Genomic DNA, 20,851 nt, shown 5'->3' with positions numbered 1-20,851 from the left:
GGCGTCGTTCTTGGTCGGTCAGTAGGATGGGGAAGCCTGCGCGGACGCATTCGCCTCGACGGCCTGCAGCAACTGCGCGGCCACCGAGATCGCGATCACTTCGGGCGCCTTGTCGACGATGCCTTCGACGCCGATCGGGCAGTGCATCCGCGCGAGCTGGGCCGGGTCGATGCCGATCGCGGCGAGGCGATGATCGAACTGCACGCGTTTCGTGCGCGAGCCGGTCATCCCGAAGTATGCATAGTCGCCGCGTCGCAGGATGCGCTCGGCCAGCACGAAATCGAGTGCGTGGTCGTGCGTCATCACGACGAAGTAGGACTGCGGCGGCGCTGCGTCGACCGCGTCCGCCGGGGAAGCGGGCGTGTCGATCGCGAGGTTGCCGATGCCGGCGAGCGCGTCGGCCGGCGGGAATGCCGCATCGGGCCGGTCGATCCAGCGCACGTGGCACGGCAGCGTCGCCAGCACCTTCACGAGCGCGCTGCCGATGTGCCCCGCGCCGAACAGCATGACGGGGAACGCGTACGGGGCGATCGTTTCGGTCATCAGCGATACGCCGCCGGTTTCCCACAGCAGGCAGTCGGCGCGCGCGGCTTCCGATTCGGGCTCGCTCAACAGCGGCGCGCCCGGCGAGGGGCCGAATGATGCGCTACGGACGGTCGCGGCGCCGGCCGCGACACGCTTCGCGAGCGACATGATCCAGCCGAGATCGCCGACGTCGAGCCGCTCGAACGCGAGCACCACCGCGCCGCCGCAGCACTGGCCGAGGCTCGGGCCGAGCGTGAGCCGCTCGAGCCGGCGGGCGTGCGGCACGTGCGCGCCGTCCTTCAGCAGGTGCCGCGCGATCTCGATCGCCTTCCATTCCAGATGACCGCCGCCGATCGTATGGCGTGCCGTGTCGCGCGTGACGAGCATCTTGGTGCCGGCCTCGCGCGGCGCGGAGCCGTCGGTGTGCGCGACCGTCACGAGCACGGCCGCTTCGCCGTGCGCGAGCAGTTGCTGCAGATCGCCGAGCCAGGCTTCCATCAGCACGCTCCGTTCGGGACGACGCGGCACGACACGCGGCGCGGGCTGGCGGGCGCGGCGGCAACGAGGACGGACGGGAGCGGGGCGGGCCGGCTGCACGGCCGATGCGGCGCGGCGGCCGGGGACCGACGGCGTGCGCGAACGGCGCCGCCGGACGCGCGGACGCCATGAGGGTGACGGATGCGGATGGTTTGCGTTGTCATGATGAATCCAGTCGACATTGCGGATCGGGCGCGCGTTACGCAGGCAGCGGTGAGACCGCCTGGCCTCGCGCACGTAGATCGCCATCCAGTCCCGAAGATAGCACCGCCACGCGCCGGGAACATGGGCGAGCGGTGATCCGGGCTATCAGGCGGCGATCATGTCGATCATAGGCGCGCTGCGCGGGATCGGGGCGCCGACGCATGCGCATCGGGCGGAAACGCCCGCGCGGCGGGCGGGAGCGCGGCGATCGCGCGACGCATGCCGGCCCGGCGATCCGGGCGGCGGCGGGGTAGGTGTTTACACGCGACGACCGGGCAGGGCCGGCGCAGGCGCCCGCCGCGACCGGGTGGCGGCTCGTCGGCGCCGCGCGGCGCATTCGGCCGGGCCGCGCCGGCCATGGGCCGGCAAAACGGCCGGCCGGTCAGCTCGCGAGCTTGCGGCGATGGCGCCAGAGGCTCGCGACGACCGCGATCAGGATCGCAGCGAAGCCGATCAGCGCCCAGCCGGGCAGCAGGATGCCGAAGATCGGCGGGTAGACGGTCTCGCACAGCCCGGCGACCTTGAACATGCCGGGGAACCACTGCGCGGGCGGCAGGCTGTCGACGATCGGCTGCAGCGTGTCGAAGCCGCAGCTGAAGCCCGGATTCATCTGGATCGACAGGTGCCGCGCGGCCGTGGCGACGCCGCCGGCCGCGGCGATCGCGATCAGCAGTTCGAGCACCCAGACGCCGCGCCAGCTGCGGATCCCCGCGGCCAGGAACGCGAAGATCCCGATCGCGCAGAAGAAGTAGCGCTGGATGATGCACAGCGGGCACGGGTCTTCGTTCTTCACGTACTGCAGGTACAGCGCGCCGGCCAACAGGGCGATGCACACCCATCCGAGCAGCATCAGCAGGCGGCGTTCGCGGCGTAGTGCAAGCGTGTAGTCGTTCATGTCGGCGGGGTTCCTCGTCGGTCGGTCCGGAAAACAATCGCGCGATTTTAGCGCGAACGGTCTGGCACGAAACTGACGGCGCGCGTGCGGCACCCTGCCGCACCGCGCGCGGGCCGCCGGCGATCGGCTCGCCATCGGCTGGCCAGCAGCCGGCGCGGTCAGCGGATCGTGTTCAGCACGGCCTCGACCGACTGGCCGATCGCGAGCAGCGCGTCGTCGCGATGCGGCGCCGCCGCGAGCATCAGGCCGACCGGCGCGGCGTCGCGCGGATGGCACGGCAGCGACAGCCCGCACGCATCGAGGAAGTTGAATGCGCTGGGGTTGCGCAGGATCAGCGCGTTGGTGCGGGTGAACGCGTCGTCGTCGGTTTCGAGTTCGGCGATGCGCGGCGGCACGACCGGCACCGTCGGCGCGACGAGCGCATCGAAGCGCGACCAGACCGTGTGCGCGGCTTCGTCGAGCATCGCGGCGCGTGCGGCGAGCAGGTCCAGATAGTCGGCGGCCGTCGCGGGCTCGCCCTTCAGGATTCGCGTCAGCACGCGCGGGTCGTACCGGTCGCGATGGGTGGCGAGCAGCGGGCGATGCCATGCGTACGCCTCGATCGGCGAGAAGCCGAAACGGTTGATCTCCGGCAGCCGGTCGAGCGCGGGGAAGCGCACTTCGGTGACGATCGCGCCGGCGGCTTCGAGATGCTTGAGCGCGGTGTCGAGCGCGGCCGCGACGTCGGCATCGACGCCGTCCGTCACGTAGTTCGTCAGCACGCCGAGCCGCACGCCCTCGAGCGGCCGGGCCGCCGGCACGTGCGGTTCGAGCCCCGCGAGCATCCGGTCGACGAGTGCGCAGCACGCGACCGTCAGGCCGATCGGGCCGAACGAGTCGAGCGTCGTCGACAGCGGCACGCCGCCTTGCGTCGGGATCCGGCTCGCGGTCGGCTTGAAGCCGGTCAGCCCGCACAGCGCAGCCGGGATGCGGATCGAGCCGCCGGTGTCGGTGCCGAGCGCGACCGCGGCCATCCCGTCGGCGACCGATGCGGCCGCACCCGACGACGAGCCGCCCGAAATCCGTGCATCGCCCGGCACGTCGCGGCGGTACGGCGAGCGCGGGGTGCCGAAGTGAGGATTCAGCCCGAGCCCCGAGAACGCGAACTCGCTCATGTTGGTGCGGCCGACCAGCACCGCGCCCGCACGCTTGAGCCGGGCGACGGCGACCGCATCGGTGCGCGCGGCCGGCGCGCCGTCGAGTACGCGCGAACCCGCGCGCGTGACCTGGCCCGCGACGTCGAACAGATCCTTGACCGACACGGGAATGCCCGCGAGCGGCGACAGCACGGTGCCCGCGGCGCGCAGCCGGTCGTGTGCGTCGGCGGCCGCGCGGGCGTTGTCCGCGTCGACTTCGGTGAAGACGACGGCGCCCTGGCCCGACGGATCGGCGATCCGGTCGAGTGCGGTGTCGACGAGCGCGCGGCTCGTGGTCCGGCCGGCGGCGAGGTCGGCGGCGAGCTGGGCGAGCGGGGGGAAGGGCGTGAAAGTGATCATGGCGGCTCAGGGGCGAAGATGTTGAACAAGCGTGGAGCGAAACGAATCGATATGGCTTTCGACGGCCGCGCGTGCGCCGGCGGCGTCGCGTGCGGACAGCCGATCGAACAGCGCGCGGTGCTCGTGCTGGACGTCGGCGAGATGGTGCGGTTCGGACAGCGTGACGAACCAGAAGCGCAGCGAACGATCGTGCAGCGCGCGCAGGATGTCGGCGAGCACCGCGTTGCGCGCGGCCGTGGCGATCGTCTGATGAAACGCGCGATCGAGCGCCATCATGCCCTCGACGTCGTGGGTGTCGACGCAGGCCTGCCCGTCGTCGAGCAACGCGGCCAGGCGCGCGAGATCGTCGGGCGTCGCATGGCGCGCGGCGAGTTCGGCGCAGTGCGCTTCGTTGATGCGCCGCACGTCGATCACCGCGACGATGTCGTCGAGCGACAGCGGCTGCACCATCAAGCCCTTGCGCGGCATCACGGACAGCAATCCTTCGAGCACGAGCCGATGCACGGCCTGGTGCACCGGTGTGCGGCCGATCCCCGTGCGGGCGACGAGATCGGCTTCGTTGAGCGCGGCGCCCGGCTTCAGGCGCATCGTGATGATGTCCCGCTGAATCAGCGCGTACGCGCGCTCGGCGAGGCTGGCCGGCGACGCGGCGGCGCGGTCGCGGGCGACGTCGGTGAGGGGGCTCATACGGGGCGCGGCGCCAGGGCCGGATGGGGCGCGATCATGGCGCGGATGGCTCGGGAAGCATGGACGATCTCTGGATATTATTGTGATATATCAGTGATGTCCAGCATGGTCGATACGCGGCAGGCGCGTGACCGAGCCGTTCTGCCGCGCGACTTGCCGACGACTTGCAACAATATCGACAGGATGTTGCAGGTTTGCCGCGCGATCGTGCACTGAAGCATAATGAATCCTCGTCTATCCCTACGCGCGAGCGACGCATCAGACCATCGTCATGAGCGAAAACACGCCTTCCCCGGCCGGTCTGCCCGGCACCTCTTCCGCTTCTTCCGATTCCCCCCGTCCCGATCCGGTGAAAACGCCCGCTGCGCCGGCCACGCAGGCCGCCGCGGAGAACGTCGCCGACGACGGCGCGTCGCCCGTCACGGCCGCCTCCGAGCCGGGTGCGCCCGGCGCGGCGGGCGCACCCGGTGATGGCGTCGCCACGGCCGCGCCGCCGAGGCCCGGCTCGCCGCCGCCCGGATTCGGCGCGCCGCCCGATTTCGACACGCCTCGGCCGCCGCCCGCGAACGCGCAGAATGCGCCGCCGGCCTACCTGAAGCAGAGCGACACGCCGTGGTCGGTGTTCGGCCGGATCGTCGCGGCCCGCGCGCGACGGCTGTTCGACCGCGCCGGTCAGCGCATCACGCAGCGCACGCTGCGCATCGGCGTGTCGGCGCGGATCTTCCATCCGGAGCCCGGCGCGAAGGGGTTGCGCGGCAAGACGCTGCAGTATCTCGAGGAATCGATCGCCCACTGGGTGATGTCGCGCGACGTGCTCGTGTTCATGATTCCGACCGTCGGCCATCAAGGCATGATCCATCCGAGCAACATCCGCCTGCGCGATTACGCGAAGCATCTCGACGGCCTGCTGCTGCAAGGCGGCGCCGACGTGTCGCCGCAGACCTACGCGGCGTCGGATGCGCGCCCCGAATGGCCGGGCGATCGCGTGCGCGACATGTACGAGCTCGAACTGCTGCACGAATTCGTCGAGTCCGGCAAACCCGTGCTCGGCGTGTGTCGCGGCTGCCAGCTGATCAACGTCGCGTTCGGCGGCTCGCTGTACCAGGACATCGCCACCGACGTGCCGACCGCGAACGCGCACGTGAGCGAGCATTACGACCAGCATCGTCACGCGATCCGCTTCCCCGACTCGTCGACGCTCGCGAGCATGTTCCCGGGGCGCAGCGAAGCGATCGTCAACTCGATACACCATCAGGCGATCCGCGATCTTGGCCGCGATCTGAACATCGAGGCCGTGTCGGCCGGCGACGGGATCATCGAAGGCATTCGCCATCGGCGTTCGCCGTTCGTCGTCGGCGTGCAGTGGCATCCGGAGTTCCATCGCGCGGGCGGCTCGGAACTGCTCGACTGCACGCCGCTGCTCGATGCGTTCCTGCGCGCGGCGCGCGAAACGCGTCTGTAGTACGCAGTATTTTTCGCGTCGCACGACGGCCGGCCGCATCCCGATAAATTCGAGATGCGGCCGTTTCGTTTTGAACGATAATCGCGAGTTCCGATTCGTTCGCCGGAGTCCGACGTTGGCTTTCCGAAACTTCTTTCCAGCACGATGCGCGACGTGGATCGTTGCGCTGGTTGCCTGCGCGCAAGCGGGCACGGCCTGGTCCGCCGATGCGACCGCACCCGTCGCCGGTACGCGTCCGGCGGTCACGAGCCTGAGCGGCGGCGCGCAGCCGTCTGCATCGGCCGCGGCCGCGACGGACGCCGCCGCGCAAGGCAACGTCGCCGAACTGACGCAGATGCTGCACGACGGCCGGATCGTCGAGATGCGCACGACGTACAACGGCAGCTACGGCGCGAGCCTGATGTTCGATCCGCGCGAGATGACGTACTACGTCGCGCTGTTCCAGGACAAGAACCTGTGGCGCGTGATCCGTTCGCAGGAAAAGAATCGCGCGGAGATGGTGTACGCGAACTTCGTCCAGCAGACGACGCAGCTCGCCGATATCGAGATCCGCCGGACCGAGCTGCAGGCGCAGAAGGCCTTTCTCGAACGCGTGATCGCGCTGCAGGCGAATCGTGCGCAACAGTTGCAGGCCGACTTGAGCGTCGCGCGCAGCCAGCAGGCCGAAGTCGCGCAGCGGCAGAAGTCGGCGCAGGAGCAGGCACAGGCGCTGCAGGTCGAGAAGCGGGCTGCGCAACTGCAGTTGCGCGATCTGCAGGAGCAGGTGCGGCAACTCGAGAAGCAGACCGAGACGGGGCTACCCGCGCACAAGTAACGATTCGTCGAACGGACGGAGCGAGACGAGCAAAAACCCGGCGAAGCGATCTTCGCCGGGTTTTTTATTGCGCGGGCGTCAGTGCGCGAACACGCTTGGCGCGTCGGTCACGCGACGGTGCAACAGGTGCGCCGTCCAGTCGAAACCGGCCGCGGGCCGCGGCGTCGGGCGCGCGGGCTGCGTGGCGCGCAGCGCGTTCGCCATGGCAATCAACGTGGCCGGATCGTCGAGCGAGTCGCGGGTATCGAGGGTGTCCGCCAGGTGCGGCGGCGGAGCGAGCCGGTTGCGTGTGCCGGTGGGGGGCGCGCTGCGCTGGATCGACGGATGTGCGGCGAGCCGCGGCACGACCGGTGTGCGGGGCGGGGCTTCCGTTGCGCGTTGGCCGGATGCCCGACGTGGCGAGGCGGGGGGGAGGTGCCGCGCGTCGGCCGTCGCTTGCGGGTGAGGCGGCGCCGGGTGAAGTGCGACGCGATGCGTGGCTGGCGGCGACCCGGTCGTGTTCGCGACAGGCATCGCCACGTTGCGCTGCGGCACGGCGTGCGTCGACGTACCCGGTTGTGCCGCAGCGGCATGAATCGTGCCGGTCGATATCGTGACGAGATCGGCCGCACTGCCGGCTGCTCGGGTCGTGGACGCCGGACCGAACCCCGCGGGCGGGTCGTACGCGCCGATCAGCCAGCCGATGATGCCGAGTGCGCCGATGCTCCAGCAGACGGCGTACATCGCGCGCCGATCGTGAGGGGCGCGTGCGCGACGGGCGGTTGCCGCGACCGGCGTGGCCGCCACCTCGACCGAAGCCGGCAACGATGCCACCGCGGGCAGCGGTTGCCATCGGCACGCGCGGTGTGGCCGGTCGACGTCGATGCAGGACGTCGTCAGTGTCGCGAGGCAGGTCTTGCCGGGCCGTGTGCCGGACGCACCGGGGAGTCGCCATTCGCGGCCGAACGGCGGGACGTGATCGAGCGGGGTGGCGCGCGGGCGGGCGAGCGCGCCCTCGACCGGGACGAGAGGCGATGGGGTCATGAACGGGAGCGCCGTGCGACACGGGCGACCGTGCCGGCGCGGCGCGGAAATGTCGTCGCAAATCCTGACATTGTGGTCGGCAGGCGAATGCAGATCGATCGGATCGATCTGATTCTCGTGTCCGTTTCGGGGCGACGTGTACGAGATGGATACTGCGACGGTCATGACAGGGCGCCACAAGGCAAATGTCGGCTTGGCGTGGCATGATTCGCGAATCATGCCGGCGGCGCGCCGTTACGCGCCGCGCCGCCGGCGGGCAGCGATGCCCGTGCGCGCCGGCTCGGCCCGGCGCGTCGTACATCGTCGGATTCATGCGGTGCGGTATGCGCCGTCCGAGCTGAGCGAGAAAACATGTCCACTGCATCCCCTGCCATCGCGCAGGAATCCAAAGTCCGCACCGTCTTCCGGGTCGTCAGCGGCAACTTCCTGGAAATGTACGACTTCATGGTCTACGGGTATTACGCGTCGGCCATCGCGAAAACGTACTTTCCGAGCGGCAACGCCTTCGCGTCGCTGATGCTGTCGCTGTCGGTATTCGGCGCGGGCTTCCTGATGCGGCCGGTCGGTGCGATCGTGCTCGGCGCGTATATCGACCATCACGGCCGCCGCAAGGGGCTGATCCTGACGCTCGGGCTGATGGCGATCGGCACGCTCACGGTGGCCGCGATACCGGGATACGCGACGATCGGCGTGCTGGCGCCGGTGCTCGTGCTGTTCGGCCGGTTGTTGCAAGGTTTCTCGGCGGGCGTCGAACTCGGCGGCGTGTCGGTCTACCTGTCGGAGATCGCGACGAAGGGCCACAAGGGGTTCTACACGTCGTGGCAGTCGGGTAGCCAGCAGGTGGCCGTCGTGTTCGCCGCATTCGTCGGCGTCGTGCTGAACCGCGCGCTGCCGGTCGAGGAAATGACCGCGTGGGGCTGGCGCATTCCGTTCCTCATCGGCTGCCTGATCGTGCCGTTCCTGTTCCTGATCCGCCGTTCGCTGAAGGAGACCGACGAATTTCTTGCAAAGCGTCACCGCCCGACGATGGGCGAGATCATGCGCTCGATGCTCGACAACTGGGGTGTCGTGGTGGCCGGCATGGGGATGGTGATCATGACGACGGTGTCGTTCTACATGATTACCGCCTACACGCCGACCTTCGGCAAGGAAGTGCTGCACCTGTCGTCGCTCGACGCGCTCGTCGTGACCGTCTGCGTCGGGATCTCGAACCTCGTGTGGCTGCCGCTGTCCGGTGCGCTGTCCGACCGCATCGGCCGTCGCCCCGTGCTGATCGCGTTCACCGTGCTGACGCTGCTGTCGGCTTACCCGGCCGTGCTGTGGCTCGTCGGCGATCCGTCGTTCCTGCGACTGCTCGCGGTCGAGCTGTGGCTGTCGTTCCTGTACGCGTCGTACAACGGGGCGATGGTCGTCGCGCTGACCGAGGTGATGCCGGCCGACGTGCGTACGGCCGGCTTCTCGCTCGCGTACAGCCTGGCAACGACGATCGGCGGCTTCACGCCGGCGATCTCGACGCTGCTGATCCACCAGACGGGCAACAAAGCGGCGCCGGGGCTGTGGTTGAGCGTGGCCGCGATCTGCGGCTTGATCGCGACGCTCGCGCTCTATCGCACCGCCGACGCGCGCAACCAGTACAAGTCGGCCTGACGGCGGCCGGTCCATCGCGCGGCGTCGGCCGCGCATCGCATCGAAAAAAGGGAGCGCCATGCGCTCCCTTTCTCGTTGACGGTCATGCGTCGCGCAGCATGTCGGCCACCGCCGCCGCCACGTCGGGCCATGCGCCCGGCGCAGGCTGGCGGGCGATCCTGGCCTGCGGATACCACGGGCAGTCGTTTCCGGTGAACCAGCGCCAGTCGGGCGCGAACGGCAGCATGACCCACAGCGGCTTGCCGAGCGCGCCCGCGAGGTGCGCGACGGCCGTGTCGATCGTGACGACGCCGTCGAGGCGCTCGATCAGCGCCGCCGTATCGGCAAAGTCGTTCAGCCGGCCGTCGAGGCGATGCACGCGCGGATGCGCGTCGACGCGCACCCGTTCGTCGTCGTCCAGCGCGGGCTGCAGCACGATCCAGTCGATGTCCGGCAGCGCGAGCAACGGCGCGAGCGCGTCGAACGGCATCGAGCGGTTTTCCTGCGCCTGCCGGCGCCCCGACCATGCCAGGCCGAACTTGCGCTTCGACTGCCCGCCGAGCGACCCGCGAAAGCGCCGCCGGGCACCGTCGGGCGCATCGAGATAGCGCGAGCCGACGATGTCTTCCGGCTGAAGCCCGAGCAGGAACGGCAGGCTCATCAGCGTGCAGCCGACGTCCGCGGCAGGCGGCTTCGCGGCGCCTTGCGCGACGAGCGTCACGCGCCAGCGCGACGCGGCCGGCGTCAGTAGCGCGACGAGTTCCGGCTGGACTTCGAGCACGACGCGCGCGCAGCGTGCGCGGGCCAGCGGCACGAAGCGGACGAACTGCAGCGTGTCGCCGAACCCCTGTTCCGCGCGAATCAGCAACGTGCGCGACGCAATCGGCTCGCCCTGCCAGCGCGGCAGCGCGCCGAGCGACGTCGCGCCGGGCGTCTCGTGGCGCGCTTCGTAGGCGGGCAGGCCGCGCGTGAAGTCGCGCAGCGTCAGCAGCGTGACCGCGCGATGCAGCCGCGCGAGCGTGAGATCGGGCGCGACGCGCAGCGCCTGGTCGAACGCGCGCAGCGCCATCTCGTGCGCGCCGAGCGCGTGATGCGCGTTGCCGAGATTCAGCCATGCGAGCCCGAACGACGGATCGAGCCCGACGGCGCGTTCGTAGTAGGGCAGCGCGTCGCGGTGGCGCGCCTGCGCGCAGAGTGCGTTCGCGAGCCCGAACAGTGCGAGCGGAAACGGCGGGTGCAGCGCGAGCGCGGCTTCGAAGGCCGCCGCCGCCTCGGCATGCCGGCCGACCGCATCGAGCGTGTTGCCGAGATTGAAATGCGCAGCGACGAACCGCGGCTGCGCGGCGATCGCGGCCTGGAAGTGCGCGATCGCCTCGTCGGCGCGCCCCATCGCGCTCAGTGCCATCGCGAGATTGTTGTGCGCGCCCGCATGCCCGGGCCGGAGCTCGAGCGCGCGACCGAACGCGGCGAGCGCGTCGTCGTGGCGGCCGAGCGCGTTCAGCGCGTTGCCGAGATTGTTGTGGATCGATGCGTCGTCGGGCGTGAGCTGCAGCGCGCGGCCGAAGGCGTCGATCGCATCGTCGTGACGCTGCACCGCCGCATAGGCGTTGCCGAGGTTGTAGTGCGCGAGCGGAAACTCGGGCGCGAGCGTCAGCGCGTTGCGAAAGCGGTCGATTGCTTCGTCGAGCCGGCCGAGCGCTTTCAGCGCGTTGCCGAGATTGAGCTGCAGCGCGGCATCGTCCGGACGCAGCGCGACGGCGCGGCCGACGAGATCGGCGGCCTCGGCGTGCTGGCCCTGCTGGTGCCGCAGCACGCCGAACAGGTGCAGCGCGTCGGCGTCGGCGGGGTTGGAGGCGAGCGCGTTGCGATAGCCGTGCTCGGCCTCGGCGAGGCGACCCGCGCGGTGCGCGGCGTACGCCCGGTCGAATGCGGAATCCATGACGCGAAAACTGGCGGAAAGCGCGTATTTTCCCACACCGCGCGGCGGGGGCGCGTATCGGCCGGTCGGCATATGGCCCCGTGACGCGGAGCGGCGTAGACTTGCAGAGTCGCGTGTCATCGAGGGTCTCATGGCTGACACACTGTCCGATATCCCACCCGTGCTGATCGTCGGCGCGGGGCCGACCGGCCTTGCCGCGGCGATGAGCCTCGCGCGGGCCCGCGTGCCGGTGCGCATCATCGATCGTCTCGTCGCGCCGGCGCCGTTTTCGCGTGCGATCGGCATCCAGGCGCGCACGCTCGAGCTGCTGGAGCAGCATCGTGCGGTCGAACCGTTTCTCGCGCTCGGCCATCGCGCGCATGCGGCCGAGCTGCATGCCGACGGCCGCGTGATCGCACGGCTCGATTTCGATCCGCTGCAAACGCGCTATCCGTATCTGATGTTTCTCGACCAGAGCATCACCGAGCGGCTGCTCGCCGAACACCTGGCCACGATGGGCGTGACCGTCGAACGCGGGACGACGCTGACCGCGTGCGACGCGGGCGGCACGTCGCTCGACGTGACGCTGCGCCGCGCCGACGGCCGCGACGAGTCGTTCACCCCGTCATACCTGATTGCCGCCGACGGCGCGCACAGCACGGTCAGGCATCTGCTCGGCCTCGGCTTTGCCGGGCATGCGTTCGAACAGACTTTCCTGCTTGCCGATTTCGCGGCGATACCCGACTGGCCGGACGAGGAGATCCATCTGTTCACGACGCCCGCCGGCATCGCGGGGCTGTTTCCGATGGGAGGCGGCCGTTACCGGCTCGTGGCGGACCGGCCGCCCGGCAGCGGTGCGTCGCCCGACGCACCGGCTCCGTCGCTCGCGGAATGCGACGCGATCGTTCGCGCGCGCGTCGGCGCGTCGATCTCGCCAAGCGATCTCGCGTGGTCGTCCTATTTCCACCTGCACAGCCGGATGGTCGACCGGCTGCGTCATGGCCGCGTGTTCTTCGCGGGCGACGCCGCGCACGTCCACAGCCCGGCCGGCGCGCAGGGCATGAACACCGGCATCCAGGAGGCGTTCAACCTTGGCTGGAAGCTCGCGCGCGTCCTCGGCGCAGGCGCGCCCGAACGGTTGCTCGACACGTATCACGCGGAGCGCCATCCGATCGAGCGCGATGTGTTGCGGCAGACCGGTTTCGTCACCCAGGTGGTCGAAGCCGAGCGCGGTGCGATGAAGCTGCTGCGCGATCATGTCGTGCCGCTGCTGGCGTCGTTCGGGCCGATGCGCGACGCGCTCAGGCGCACGGTGAGCGAGCTCGGCGTGCAGTACCGGAAGAGTCCGCTCACGCTCGAGCGGGTGCTCGACGGCGGCCCGCGCGCGGGCGAGCGCGCGCCCGATGCGCTCGTGCACGTGCTGGACGGGCCGCTCGGTCGGGCGCCCGGCACGGCGCGGCTATACGATCTGCACGATCCGGGCAGTTTCACGCTGTTGCTGCTGGAAGAGCCGGTGAATACCGACGCCGGCGAAGTGCCGCCGATCCCGGCCGATGCGCAGGTGCTCGTGCAGGGGCTCGAACGGATCATGCCGGAAGCGGTGCGCGTGTGGCGCGTCACCGATGCCGAAGGCGACGGTGCGGCGGGGCTCGCGCAGGAATACGGCCGCTCGCGGCCGTCGTTCTATCTGCTGCGGCCCGACGGCTATGTCGCCGCGCGGGGGCGCACGGCGACCGACGCCAACGCGTTGCTGCGCCACTGCGAAAGCTGGTTCGCGGGCCTGTCGGTGTCCGCGTAGCCGGGCGGTCAGGCGGGCGCCGCGGCAGGGACGAGCGACGCGCGATGCGCGGCGATCGCATCGCGCACGATCGGCATCGCGCGTTGCCCGGCTTCGCTCGACGGATCGTCCAGCGCGGCGAGCAACGCGCGTCGCATCCGCGGCTCCCAGAAGCGCCGGATATGCTCGGCGATCCCGGTCAGCGCTTCGTCGCGATCGGGCATCGATTCGAAGAATGCGCCGATCTGGTTGGCCATGTCGATCAGGTGGTCGTTGTCCATTGCGGCCTCACTTGCCTGTCGTCACGGCGGCTGGCGCGGCGGCGCGGCGCTCGAGCAAGTCGAGCTGCTCCGAGTTGAAGCGCGCATATGCGCGCTGCCAGTCGGACGGCTGCGCCACCGGCATCACCTGCACGGCAGTCACCTTGTATTCGGGGCAGTTCGTCGCCCAGTCGGAGCTGTCCGTCGTGATCACGTTCGCGCCCGATTCGGGGAAGTGAAACGTGGTGTATACGACGCCCGGCTGCATGCGCTCCGTCACGAGCGCGCGCAGCACCGTCTGCCCCGCGCGCGATTCGATGCCGACCCAGTCGCCGGTGCGGATCCCGCGATCCTCCGCGTCGTGCGGATGGATCTCGAGGCGATCCTCTTCGTGCCACCGCACGTTTTCGGTCCGGCGCGTCTGCGCGCCGACGTTGTATTGCGACAGGATGCGGCCCGTCGTCAGGATCAGCGGATAGCGCTGCGTGACCTTCTCCGGCGTCGGAATGAACTTGGTGATCACGAACCGGCCCTTACCGCGCACGAACGTGTCGATGTGCATGGTCGGCGTGCCTTCCGGCGCGTGTTCGTTGCACGGCCACTGGATGCTGCCGAGCGCGTCGAGCTTGTCGTACGACACGCCCGCGAAGGTCGGCGTGAGCCGTGCGATCTCGTCCATGATTTCCGACGGATGCGTGTAGTGCATGTCGTAGCCGAGCGCCTGCGACAGCAGCAGCGTGACTTCCCAGTCGGCGTAGCCCGCGAGCGGCGGCATCACCTTGCGCACGCGCGAGATCCGGCGTTCCGCGTTCGTGAACGTGCCGTCCTTCTCGAGGAACGTCGAGCCCGGCAGCAGCACGTGCGCGTATTTCGCGGTTTCGTTCAGGAAGATATCCTGCACGACGATGCATTCCATCGCCGACAGCGCGGCCGCGACATGCTGCGTGTTCGGATCCGACTGAACGATGTCCTCGCCCTGGCAGTAAAGCCCCTTGAAGCTGCCGTCGAGTGCCGCATCGAACATGTTCGGGATGCGCAATCCGGGCTCCGGCTGCAGCGTGGCTGCCCACGCCTGCTCGAACTGCGTGCGCACGACTGCGTCGCCGATGTGGCGATAGCCGGGCAGTTCATGCGGGAACGAGCCCATGTCGCACGAACCCTGCACGTTGTTCTGGCCGCGCAGCGGATTGACGCCGACGCCTTCGCGGCCGACGTTGCCGGTCGCCATCGCGAGGTTCGCGATGCCCATCACCGTCGTCGAGCCCTGCGCGTGTTCGGTCACGCCCAGCCCGTAATAGATCGCGGCGTTGCCGCCCGTTGCGTACAGGCGCGCGGCGGCGCGTACCAGCTCGGCCGGCACGCCCGTCACGTCCGCTGTCGCCTCGGGCGAATTGTCGGCCTGCGCGACGAAGTCGCGCCATTGCTCGAACGCGCGCGTTTCGCAGCGCTCGGCGACGAACGCGTCGGCCACCAGCCCTTCGGTGACGATCACGTGCGCCAGGGCATTGACGATCGCGACGTTGGTGCCCGGACGCAACTGCAGGTGGTGCGTGGCCTTCACGTGCGGGCCGTCGACCACGTCGATGCGGCGCGGGTCGATCACGATCAGCTTCGCGCCTTCGCGCACGCGCCGCTTCAGCCGCGAGCCGAACACCGGGTGGCCGTCGGTCGGGTTCGCGCCCATCACGACGATCACGTCGGCCTGGCCGACCGATGCGAACGTCTGCGTGCCGGCCGATTCGCCGAGCGTCGCCTTGAGGCCATAGCCGGTCGGCGAGTGGCACACGCGTGCGCAGGTATCGACGTTGTTGTTGCCGAATGCGGCGCGCACGAGCTTCTGCACGAGATAGGTTTCCTCGTTCGTGCAGCGCGACGACGTGATGCCGCCGATCGAATCGCGGCCGTACTTCTGCTGCAGCTTGCGGAATTGCGTCGCCGCGTAGGTGAGGGCTTCGTCCCAGCTCACTTCGCGCCACGGGTCGGTGATCTTCTCGCGGATCATCGGCTTCGTGATGCGGTCCTTGTGCGTCGCATAGCCCCACGCGAAGCGTCCCTTCACGCATGCGTGGCCTTCGTTCGCGAGACCGTTCTTGTGCGGCGTCATGCGCACGACCTGCGTGCCTTTCATCTCGGCCTTGAACGAGCAGCCGACGCCGCAGTACGCGCAGGTCGTGATCACCGAGTGCTCGGCCTGCCCGAGCTGCACGACGGATTTTTCCTGCAGCGTGGCCGTCGGGCAGGCGGCCACGCACGCGCCGCACGACACGCATTCCGACGCCATGAACGATTCGCTTTCGCCCGCGGCGACGCGCGATTCGAAGCCGCGCGCGGCGATCGTCAGCGCGAACGTGCCCTGCGTTTCCTCGCACGCGCGCACGCAGCGATTGCAGACGATGCATTTCGACGGATCGTACGTGAAGTACGGGTTCGATTCGTCCTTCGCGTCCTTCAGGTGATTCGCGCCGTCGAAGCCGTAGCGCACTTCGCGCAGGCCGACCACGCCCGCCATGTCCTGCAGCTCGCAGTCGCCGTTGGCCGGGCAGGTGAGGCAGTCGAGCGGGTGGTCGGAGATGTACAGTTCCATCACGTTGCGGCGCAGCGACTGCAGCCGGTCCGACTGCGTACGCACCTTCATGCCGGCTTCGGCGGGCGTCGTGCACGACGCCGGATAGCCGCGCCGGCCCTCGATCTCGACGAGGCACAGCCGGCACGAGCCGAACGGCTCGAGCGAATCGGTCGCGCAGAGCTTCGGGACGTTGATGCCGGCTTCGATTGCCGCGCGCATCACCGACGTGCCGGCCGGCACCGTGACCGGCTGGCCGTCGATTTCGAGCGTGACGTCGGTATCGGCATGCCGTTGCGGCGTGCCGTAGTCGGTATCGTCCAACGGATCGCGGGCGCGCGCCTGTGCGGCGCTCTTGCACGCGCATTGGCCCGAGCCGCAGCCGCCTTGGCGGACGTTGTTCGTGTCGAGGGACATGCAGGGCTCCTTCTGGGTCAGGCCGCAGCCTTGACCGGGCCCGACGCGGCATTCTTGCCGGCAGCGAGCCCGAAATCTTCGGGGAAATGGTCGAGCGCGGACAGCACCGGGTACGGCGTCATGCCGCCCATCGCGCACAGCGAGCCGGCGAGCATCGTGTCGCACAGGTCGCGCAACAGCGTGACCTGCCGCTCCGACGTATCGCCGTCGCGAATCCGCGCGATCGTCTCGACGCCGCGCGTCGAGCCGATCCGGCACGGCGTGCACTTGCCGCACGATTCGATCGCGCAGAACTTCATCGCGTATTCGGCGAGTTCGGCGAGATTCGACGTGTCGTCGTGCAGCACGATGCCGCCGTGGCCGACCACCGCGCCGATCGCCGTGTACGCCTCGTAGTCGAGCGGCACGTCCCACTGGTGGTCGGGCAGGTAGGTGCCGAGCGGGCCGCCGACCTGTGCGGCGCGTGCCGGCCGGCCGCTGGCCGTGCCGCCGCCGAAGTCGAACAGCAGTTCGCGCAGCGTGACGCCGAACGCGAGCTCGACGAGGCCGCCGTGACGGATGTTGCCTGCCAGCTGGAACGGTAGCGTGCCGCGCGAGCGGCCCATCCCGTAGTCGCGATAGAACGCGGCGCCGCGCGCGAAGATCACCGGCGCCGTCGCGAGGGTGATCACGTTGTTGATCACGGTCGGCTGGCCGAACAGGCCCGCGAGCGCGGGCAGCGGCGGCTTCGCGCGCACGACGCCGCGCTTGCCCTCGAGCGATTCGAGCAGCGCCGTTTCCTCGCCGCATACGTACGAGCCCGCGCCTTTCGCGACGTGCAGCTCGAACGCGTGCGCGGAGCCGAGCACGTGCTCGCCGAGCCAGCCGGCTTCGCGCGCGCGTTCGATCGCGGCTTCGAGCGTGGCGATCGCGTGCGGGTATTCGCTGCGCACGTAGATGTAGCCGACCGTCGCGCCGGTGGCGACGCCCGCGATGATCATCCCTTCGATCAGGCAGTACGGATCGCATTCCATCAGCAGGCGGTCGGAGAACGTGCCCGAATCGCCTTCGTCCGCGTTGCAGACGATGTATTTCTGCGTGGCGCGTGCTTGCCGCACGGTCCGCCACTTGATGCCGGCCGGGAACGCCGCGCCGCCGCGGCCGCGCAGCCCCGACTCGATCAGCGTGTCGCATGCGGCGTCGCCGTCGAGCGCCAAGGCGTTCTTCAGGCCGGCGAGGCCTTCATGCTTCAGGTAGTCGTCGATCGACAGCGGATCGGTCAGGCCGATGCGCGCGAACGTGAGCCGCTGCTGGCGCGCCAGATAGGGCAGCGCGTCGACGAGGCCGACGCCGCTCGGATGCGTGCCGCCGTCGAGCCAGTCGGCGTCGAACAGGGCCGGCACGTCGGCGGCCGACAGGTTCGCATAGCCGACGCGGCCCGCGGCCGTCCCGACTTCGACGAGCGGTTCGAGCCACAGCAGCCCGCGCGAACCGTTGCGGATCACCTCGATCGCGACGCCGCGCCGTTCGGCTTCGGCCGCGATCGCGGCGGCGAGCGTGTCGGCGCCGAGCGCCAGCGCGGACGAATCGCGCGGAACGTAGATGCGGGTCGTCATGCGGCCTCCGGCGTGCGGGCGACCGCGTCGGCCAGCAGTGCGTCGAATTTCTCCGGCGTGACCTTTGCGTGGAGCACCCCGTTGATCGTCATCGATGGCGATTGCGCGCACAGCCCGAGGCAGTAGACCGATTCGAGCGCGACGTCGTCACGCGTGTGCGCTGCGGCGGCATCGCCGTGCGCGGCGTCGAACCGGCAGCCCGTTCGGGCCTCCGCATGAGCGGCGAGCGTTTCGCAGCCCATGCTGCGGCACGCTTCGGCGCGGCACATCTGGATCGTCACGCGGGCGGGCGGCGTGGTGCGGAAGTGGTGGTAGTAGGTCAGGACGCCGTGTACTTCCGCGCGCGACAGGTTCAGCGCCTTGGCGAGCGGCGCGACGCAGCCCGGCGGCACGTAGCCCGCGTCGTCCTGGATCGCGTGCAGGATCGCGACGAGCGACCGGCCGGCGCGCGCATGGCGCTCGACGAGCGCGTCGGGCGCAGGGGAATTCGGGGACATCGTTATGCTCCTCCAAAGTCTCATATGCGCTCGCAATTCATATATGGCGCAGCGGGACTCGGTTCTGATTGATTTTGACCAACGATAAGCGGAAGATTTCGCGGTCGCAATAGGAAATCGGAGTGCATAATTGATTCGGATCGAATGCGACGCGTATCTGACCGTACGCGACACGGAAGGCCGTTCGGCCAGTCTGTCCGACGTCGCGCCGTTGCTGGAGCTCGTGGCCGAGACGGGCAGCATCGCGCAGGCCGCGCAAGCCAAGGGGCTGTCGTACCGGCACGCGTGGGGCATGCTCCGCGCGCTGGAATCGTGCATCGGCGGGGAATTGATCGAAACCGCGCGCGGCAAGGGTTCGACGTTGTCGGCGCTCGGGCAGGCGGTCGTCGATGCGCAGCGTCTGGCGCGCAGCCGCCTCGACGGGAACCTGCGCACGCTGGCGGCCGAGGTGGCCAGCGACCTGAACCGGCGGCTCGCGCAGCGCGACGGCGCCGTGCGCATTCATGCGTCGCACGGTTACGCGGTCGCGACGCTCGTTTCCGCGCTCGTCGAGGCGCAGGCGGCCGTCGACATCAAATATCGCGAAAGCGTCGAGGCCGTGCAGGCGCTCGCGCGCGGCGAATGCGACCTCGCGGGCTTCCATTTGCCGCGCGGCGCGTTTCGCGCGCAGTGCGCGCAAATCTACCGGCCCTGGCTCGACGACACGCGCCACGTGCTGATCCATCTGACGCGCCGACAGCAAGGGCTGTTCGTCCCGCGCGGCAACCCGAAGCAGGTGCGCGGGCTCGCGGATCTGGCACGCGACGACATCCGCTTCGTCAACCGCCAGCCGGGATCGGGCACGCGCATGTTGCTGGATCTCGCGTTGCGCGCGATCGGCATCGATCCGGAGCGCATCGACGGCTATGCGTCGGCCGAACTCACGCATTCGGCGATCGCGGCGTTCGTCGCGAGCGGAATGGCCGATCTCGGGTTCGGCGTCGAGCCGGCCGCCCGTCATTTCGGGCTCGACTTCATCCCGGTCGTCGACGAGGACTATTACTTCGCATGCGAACGCGCACGGCTCGATGGGCGGCCGCTCGCCGATGTGCTGGCACTGCTGCGTGACGCACGCTTCGTCGAGCGCGTCGCGCATCTGGACGGCTACGATCCGGCCGCGTGCGGCGCGCTGGAGCGCATCGCGACCGGGCTGGCCGGCCGCGACGACGCGAGCGGCCCGGACGGCAATGCCCGGTAACGAAGACGCGATCGAGCCGCGCTGCAGCAGTGGGGGAATTGCGCTACGCTTGCCGCTTGATCAACGTTCCAACAAGCACGCCGTTCAGGCGTCATCCCGCCATGAAATTTTCCGTTCCCCTTGCCGCGGCAGCGTTGACCGCGGGGCTGCTGGTCGTCGCTTCGCCGTTTGCGTTCGCGCAGAATTCCCCGGGGGTGCCCGGCGGCATCCTGAGCGAACAGTTCCGTCTGAACGAGCATCCGCAGATGCCGTTCGCGGCGTCGGCGCCGTCGGAGAAATACCAGACCGGCAAGAAGTCGGCATTGCGCCGCAAGGGTGACCTGGGCGACCCGAACGGCTGCAACCTGAAGTGCCCGATGGATGCCCGGTAACGGGCACGCGGCGTGTCTGCGCCCGAGCGGGCGCGCCTGTCTTCTGTGCATCGGTTCGATCGACCAATAGACGGCGGCAGACGTTCCGCCCGATTCCGCTCTTCCATTCGAGCCCCGCGAAGCCTGCCGCTTCGCGGGGCTCGCGCTTTTGCGGTCCTTCATGCAATACGGGGCGGACGAAATGGCCGTTCGCCCGCATTGCGGTTCCGACAGGAATCTAGGGTTAACCCGTAAATCAGGAAGGATGTCTTCCTGAAACCTGCCTTATTCTTAAGCATCCACCTACATAAACTTCGGTTTGTCGGCGCTGATCAAGGTGTTCACCGCCGCATCAGACAAATCTGGAGGTAGGTCATCATGAAGTCGCTCGTTCAAGCCGTTGTCGTGGCTGCTGCTCTCGTTGCCCCGGTCGTTTCGTTCGCCCAGTCGGGTTCGACGATCACCCGAGCGCAGGTGCGCGCCGAACTGGTTCAACTCCAGCAGGCCGGTTACAACTCAGCCCGCGGCGAAGATCCGCACTATCCGGAAGCGATCCAGGCCGCCACGGCCCGTATCGCGGAGCAGCAGCGCAGCGCGCTCGCACAAGCTCGAGGCGCCGACGCCAGCGGCTACGGTGCGCAGGCACAGGGCGCATCGGCGTCGGGTTCGCGCGCAATGGGCGTGCGCCCGGCTAGCGCGGAAGAAATGAAGTCGCTGTATCGCGGCAGTTAAGCCGCGTATCGCCCGTTATGGGCGGGTACGGGCGCGGCGTCGCGCCCGACGCCGGACCATCGGACCGGTCATCGCCGGCGCAGCCGATGATGGGGCAGGCGCGGCAGAACATCCGTCACCTCCTGCCGCCGCATATCGGCGGCATTCCGCCCGGCCCATCGGGGGCTGGGCGCTTTTTCGGAAGGCGTCGGACGTGC

The 20,851-nt window shown here is 69.4% G+C and carries 17 protein-coding genes; 7 read left to right on the top strand and 10 right to left on the bottom strand.

Annotated features, from left to right (window positions below):
• Positions 1-18 precede the first annotated feature (18 nt).
• The 4 genes from xdhC to WS96_RS27390 all read right to left on the bottom strand — a co-directional run bounded on the left by xdhC (position 19) and on the right by WS96_RS27390 (position 4,383).
• Entirely contained in the window at positions 19-1,023 is a 1,005-nt protein-coding gene (gene xdhC / locus WS96_RS27405; protein WP_059836812.1) for a xanthine dehydrogenase accessory protein XdhC, read from the bottom strand.
• A gap of 625 nt (positions 1,024-1,648) precedes the next feature.
• The gene (locus WS96_RS27400; RefSeq protein ID WP_059836810.1) at positions 1,649-2,161 is read right to left on the bottom strand and encodes a disulfide bond formation protein B; all 513 of its coding nucleotides are present in this window, start codon (positions 2,159-2,161) and stop codon (positions 1,649-1,651) included.
• A 158-nt stretch (positions 2,162-2,319) separates the two neighbouring features.
• Positions 2,320-3,696 (bottom strand): amidase, encoded by a 1,377-nt coding sequence (locus tag WS96_RS27395; RefSeq protein ID WP_059836808.1) that lies wholly within the window; start codon positions 3,694-3,696, stop codon positions 2,320-2,322.
• A gap of 6 nt (positions 3,697-3,702) precedes the next feature.
• Positions 3,703-4,383 (bottom strand): GntR family transcriptional regulator, encoded by a 681-nt coding sequence (locus tag WS96_RS27390; RefSeq protein ID WP_059836806.1) that lies wholly within the window; start codon positions 4,381-4,383, stop codon positions 3,703-3,705.
• A 271-nt stretch (positions 4,384-4,654) separates the two neighbouring features.
• Here WS96_RS27390 and WS96_RS27385 point away from each other — a divergent pair, with 271 nt between their 5' ends.
• A complete protein-coding gene (locus WS96_RS27385; RefSeq protein WP_059836804.1) occupies positions 4,655-5,845 on the top strand; it encodes a gamma-glutamyl-gamma-aminobutyrate hydrolase family protein in 1,191 nt (396 codons plus the stop codon).
• 115 nt (positions 5,846-5,960) lie between these two features.
• A complete protein-coding gene (locus tag WS96_RS27380; RefSeq protein WP_059836802.1) occupies positions 5,961-6,659 on the top strand; it encodes a DUF2968 domain-containing protein in 699 nt (232 codons plus the stop codon).
• Positions 6,660-6,737: 78 nt separating this feature from the next.
• Here WS96_RS27380 and WS96_RS27375 read toward each other — a convergent pair whose 3' ends face one another.
• Positions 6,738-7,847, bottom strand: coding sequence for a hypothetical protein (locus WS96_RS27375; protein ID WP_257128068.1), 1,110 nt, complete (start codon positions 7,845-7,847; stop codon positions 6,738-6,740).
• A 186-nt stretch (positions 7,848-8,033) separates the two neighbouring features.
• Between WS96_RS27375 and WS96_RS27370 the strand changes: the two genes are divergently transcribed.
• Positions 8,034-9,329 carry an MFS transporter gene (locus WS96_RS27370; RefSeq protein WP_059836800.1) on the top strand — a complete coding sequence of 432 codons (1,296 nt, stop codon included), beginning with the start codon at positions 8,034-8,036 and terminating at the stop codon, positions 9,327-9,329.
• A gap of 82 nt (positions 9,330-9,411) precedes the next feature.
• On the opposite strand, the gene WS96_RS27365 is transcribed toward WS96_RS27370, so the two are convergent.
• A complete protein-coding gene (locus tag WS96_RS27365) occupies positions 9,412-11,247 on the bottom strand; it encodes a tetratricopeptide repeat protein (protein ID WP_441294150.1) in 1,836 nt (611 codons plus the stop codon).
• A 130-nt stretch (positions 11,248-11,377) separates the two neighbouring features.
• On the opposite strand from WS96_RS27365, the gene WS96_RS27360 reads away from it, so the two are divergent.
• On the top strand, positions 11,378-13,024 hold the full coding sequence (locus WS96_RS27360; RefSeq protein ID WP_059836796.1) for an FAD-dependent monooxygenase: 1,647 nt from the start codon (positions 11,378-11,380) through the stop codon (positions 13,022-13,024).
• A gap of 8 nt (positions 13,025-13,032) precedes the next feature.
• On the opposite strand, the gene WS96_RS27355 is transcribed toward WS96_RS27360, so the two are convergent.
• The 4 genes from WS96_RS27355 to WS96_RS27340 are packed head-to-tail and all read right to left on the bottom strand — an operon-like array spanning position 13,033 to position 18,335.
• Positions 13,033-13,284, bottom strand: coding sequence for a formate dehydrogenase subunit delta (locus tag WS96_RS27355; protein WP_059499978.1), 252 nt, complete (start codon positions 13,282-13,284; stop codon positions 13,033-13,035).
• Positions 13,285-13,291: 7 nt separating this feature from the next.
• Positions 13,292-16,243 carry a formate dehydrogenase subunit alpha gene (gene fdhF, locus WS96_RS27350; RefSeq protein ID WP_059836794.1) on the bottom strand — a complete coding sequence of 984 codons (2,952 nt, stop codon included), beginning with the start codon at positions 16,241-16,243 and terminating at the stop codon, positions 13,292-13,294.
• A 17-nt stretch (positions 16,244-16,260) separates the two neighbouring features.
• Positions 16,261-17,838 (bottom strand): formate dehydrogenase beta subunit, encoded by a 1,578-nt coding sequence (locus WS96_RS27345; RefSeq protein WP_059836792.1) that lies wholly within the window; start codon positions 17,836-17,838, stop codon positions 16,261-16,263.
• Positions 17,835-18,335 (bottom strand): NAD(P)H-dependent oxidoreductase subunit E, encoded by a 501-nt coding sequence (locus WS96_RS27340; RefSeq protein ID WP_034206708.1) that lies wholly within the window; start codon positions 18,333-18,335, stop codon positions 17,835-17,837. The genes WS96_RS27345 and WS96_RS27340 overlap by 4 nt, the downstream gene beginning before the upstream one ends.
• Positions 18,336-18,465: 130 nt before the next feature.
• On the opposite strand from WS96_RS27340, the gene WS96_RS27335 reads away from it, so the two are divergent.
• The 3 genes from WS96_RS27335 (at position 18,466) to WS96_RS27325 (ending at position 20,654) form a co-directional block, all read left to right on the top strand.
• Positions 18,466-19,572 (top strand): substrate-binding domain-containing protein, encoded by a 1,107-nt coding sequence (locus tag WS96_RS27335; RefSeq protein ID WP_034206709.1) that lies wholly within the window; start codon positions 18,466-18,468, stop codon positions 19,570-19,572.
• Between the two features lie 101 nt (positions 19,573-19,673).
• The gene (locus tag WS96_RS27330; protein ID WP_059836790.1) at positions 19,674-19,943 is read left to right on the top strand and encodes a hypothetical protein; all 270 of its coding nucleotides are present in this window, start codon (positions 19,674-19,676) and stop codon (positions 19,941-19,943) included.
• Positions 19,944-20,300: 357 nt separating this feature from the next.
• The gene (locus WS96_RS27325; RefSeq protein ID WP_059824248.1) at positions 20,301-20,654 is read left to right on the top strand and encodes a DUF4148 domain-containing protein; all 354 of its coding nucleotides are present in this window, start codon (positions 20,301-20,303) and stop codon (positions 20,652-20,654) included.
• Positions 20,655-20,851 lie beyond the last annotated feature (197 nt).

Source organism: Burkholderia sp. MSMB1835, assembly GCF_001526365.1.
In the GTDB taxonomy this organism is placed as follows: domain Bacteria; phylum Pseudomonadota; class Gammaproteobacteria; order Burkholderiales; family Burkholderiaceae; genus Burkholderia.
The sequence above is the reverse complement of the archived record's forward strand: the minus strand, read 5'-3'. Positions and strand labels throughout refer to the sequence as shown.

What these genes read in the sequence shown, in the direction of transcription:
- xdhC (WP_059836812.1), bottom strand. Translation starts at nt 1,023, where the DNA reads ATGGAAGCCTGGCTCGGCGATCTGCAGCAACTGCTCGCGCACGGCGAA.
- WS96_RS27400 (WP_059836810.1), bottom strand. Translation starts at nt 2,161, where the DNA reads ATGAACGACTACACGCTTGCACTACGCCGCGAACGCCGCCTGCTGATG.
- WS96_RS27395 (WP_059836808.1), bottom strand. Translation starts at nt 3,696, where the DNA reads ATGATCACTTTCACGCCCTTCCCCCCGCTCGCCCAGCTCGCCGCCGAC.
- WS96_RS27390 (WP_059836806.1), bottom strand. Translation starts at nt 4,383, where the DNA reads ATGAGCCCCCTCACCGACGTCGCCCGCGACCGCGCCGCCGCGTCGCCG.
- WS96_RS27385 (WP_059836804.1), top strand. Translation starts at nt 4,655, where the DNA reads ATGAGCGAAAACACGCCTTCCCCGGCCGGTCTGCCCGGCACCTCTTCC.
- WS96_RS27375 (WP_257128068.1), bottom strand. Translation starts at nt 7,847, where the DNA reads ATGACCGTCGCAGTATCCATCTCGTACACGTCGCCCCGAAACGGACAC.
- WS96_RS27370 (WP_059836800.1), top strand. Translation starts at nt 8,034, where the DNA reads ATGTCCACTGCATCCCCTGCCATCGCGCAGGAATCCAAAGTCCGCACC.
- WS96_RS27365 (WP_441294150.1), bottom strand. Translation starts at nt 11,247, where the DNA reads ATGGATTCCGCATTCGACCGGGCGTACGCCGCGCACCGCGCGGGTCGC.
- WS96_RS27360 (WP_059836796.1), top strand. Translation starts at nt 11,378, where the DNA reads ATGGCTGACACACTGTCCGATATCCCACCCGTGCTGATCGTCGGCGCG.
- WS96_RS27355 (WP_059499978.1), bottom strand. Translation starts at nt 13,284, where the DNA reads ATGGACAACGACCACCTGATCGACATGGCCAACCAGATCGGCGCATTC.
- fdhF (WP_059836794.1), bottom strand. Translation starts at nt 16,243, where the DNA reads ATGTCCCTCGACACGAACAACGTCCGCCAAGGCGGCTGCGGCTCGGGC.
- WS96_RS27345 (WP_059836792.1), bottom strand. Translation starts at nt 17,838, where the DNA reads ATGACGACCCGCATCTACGTTCCGCGCGATTCGTCCGCGCTGGCGCTC.
- WS96_RS27340 (WP_034206708.1), bottom strand. Translation starts at nt 18,335, where the DNA reads ATGTCCCCGAATTCCCCTGCGCCCGACGCGCTCGTCGAGCGCCATGCG.
- WS96_RS27330 (WP_059836790.1), top strand. Translation starts at nt 19,674, where the DNA reads ATGAAATTTTCCGTTCCCCTTGCCGCGGCAGCGTTGACCGCGGGGCTG.
- WS96_RS27325 (WP_059824248.1), top strand. Translation starts at nt 20,301, where the DNA reads ATGAAGTCGCTCGTTCAAGCCGTTGTCGTGGCTGCTGCTCTCGTTGCC.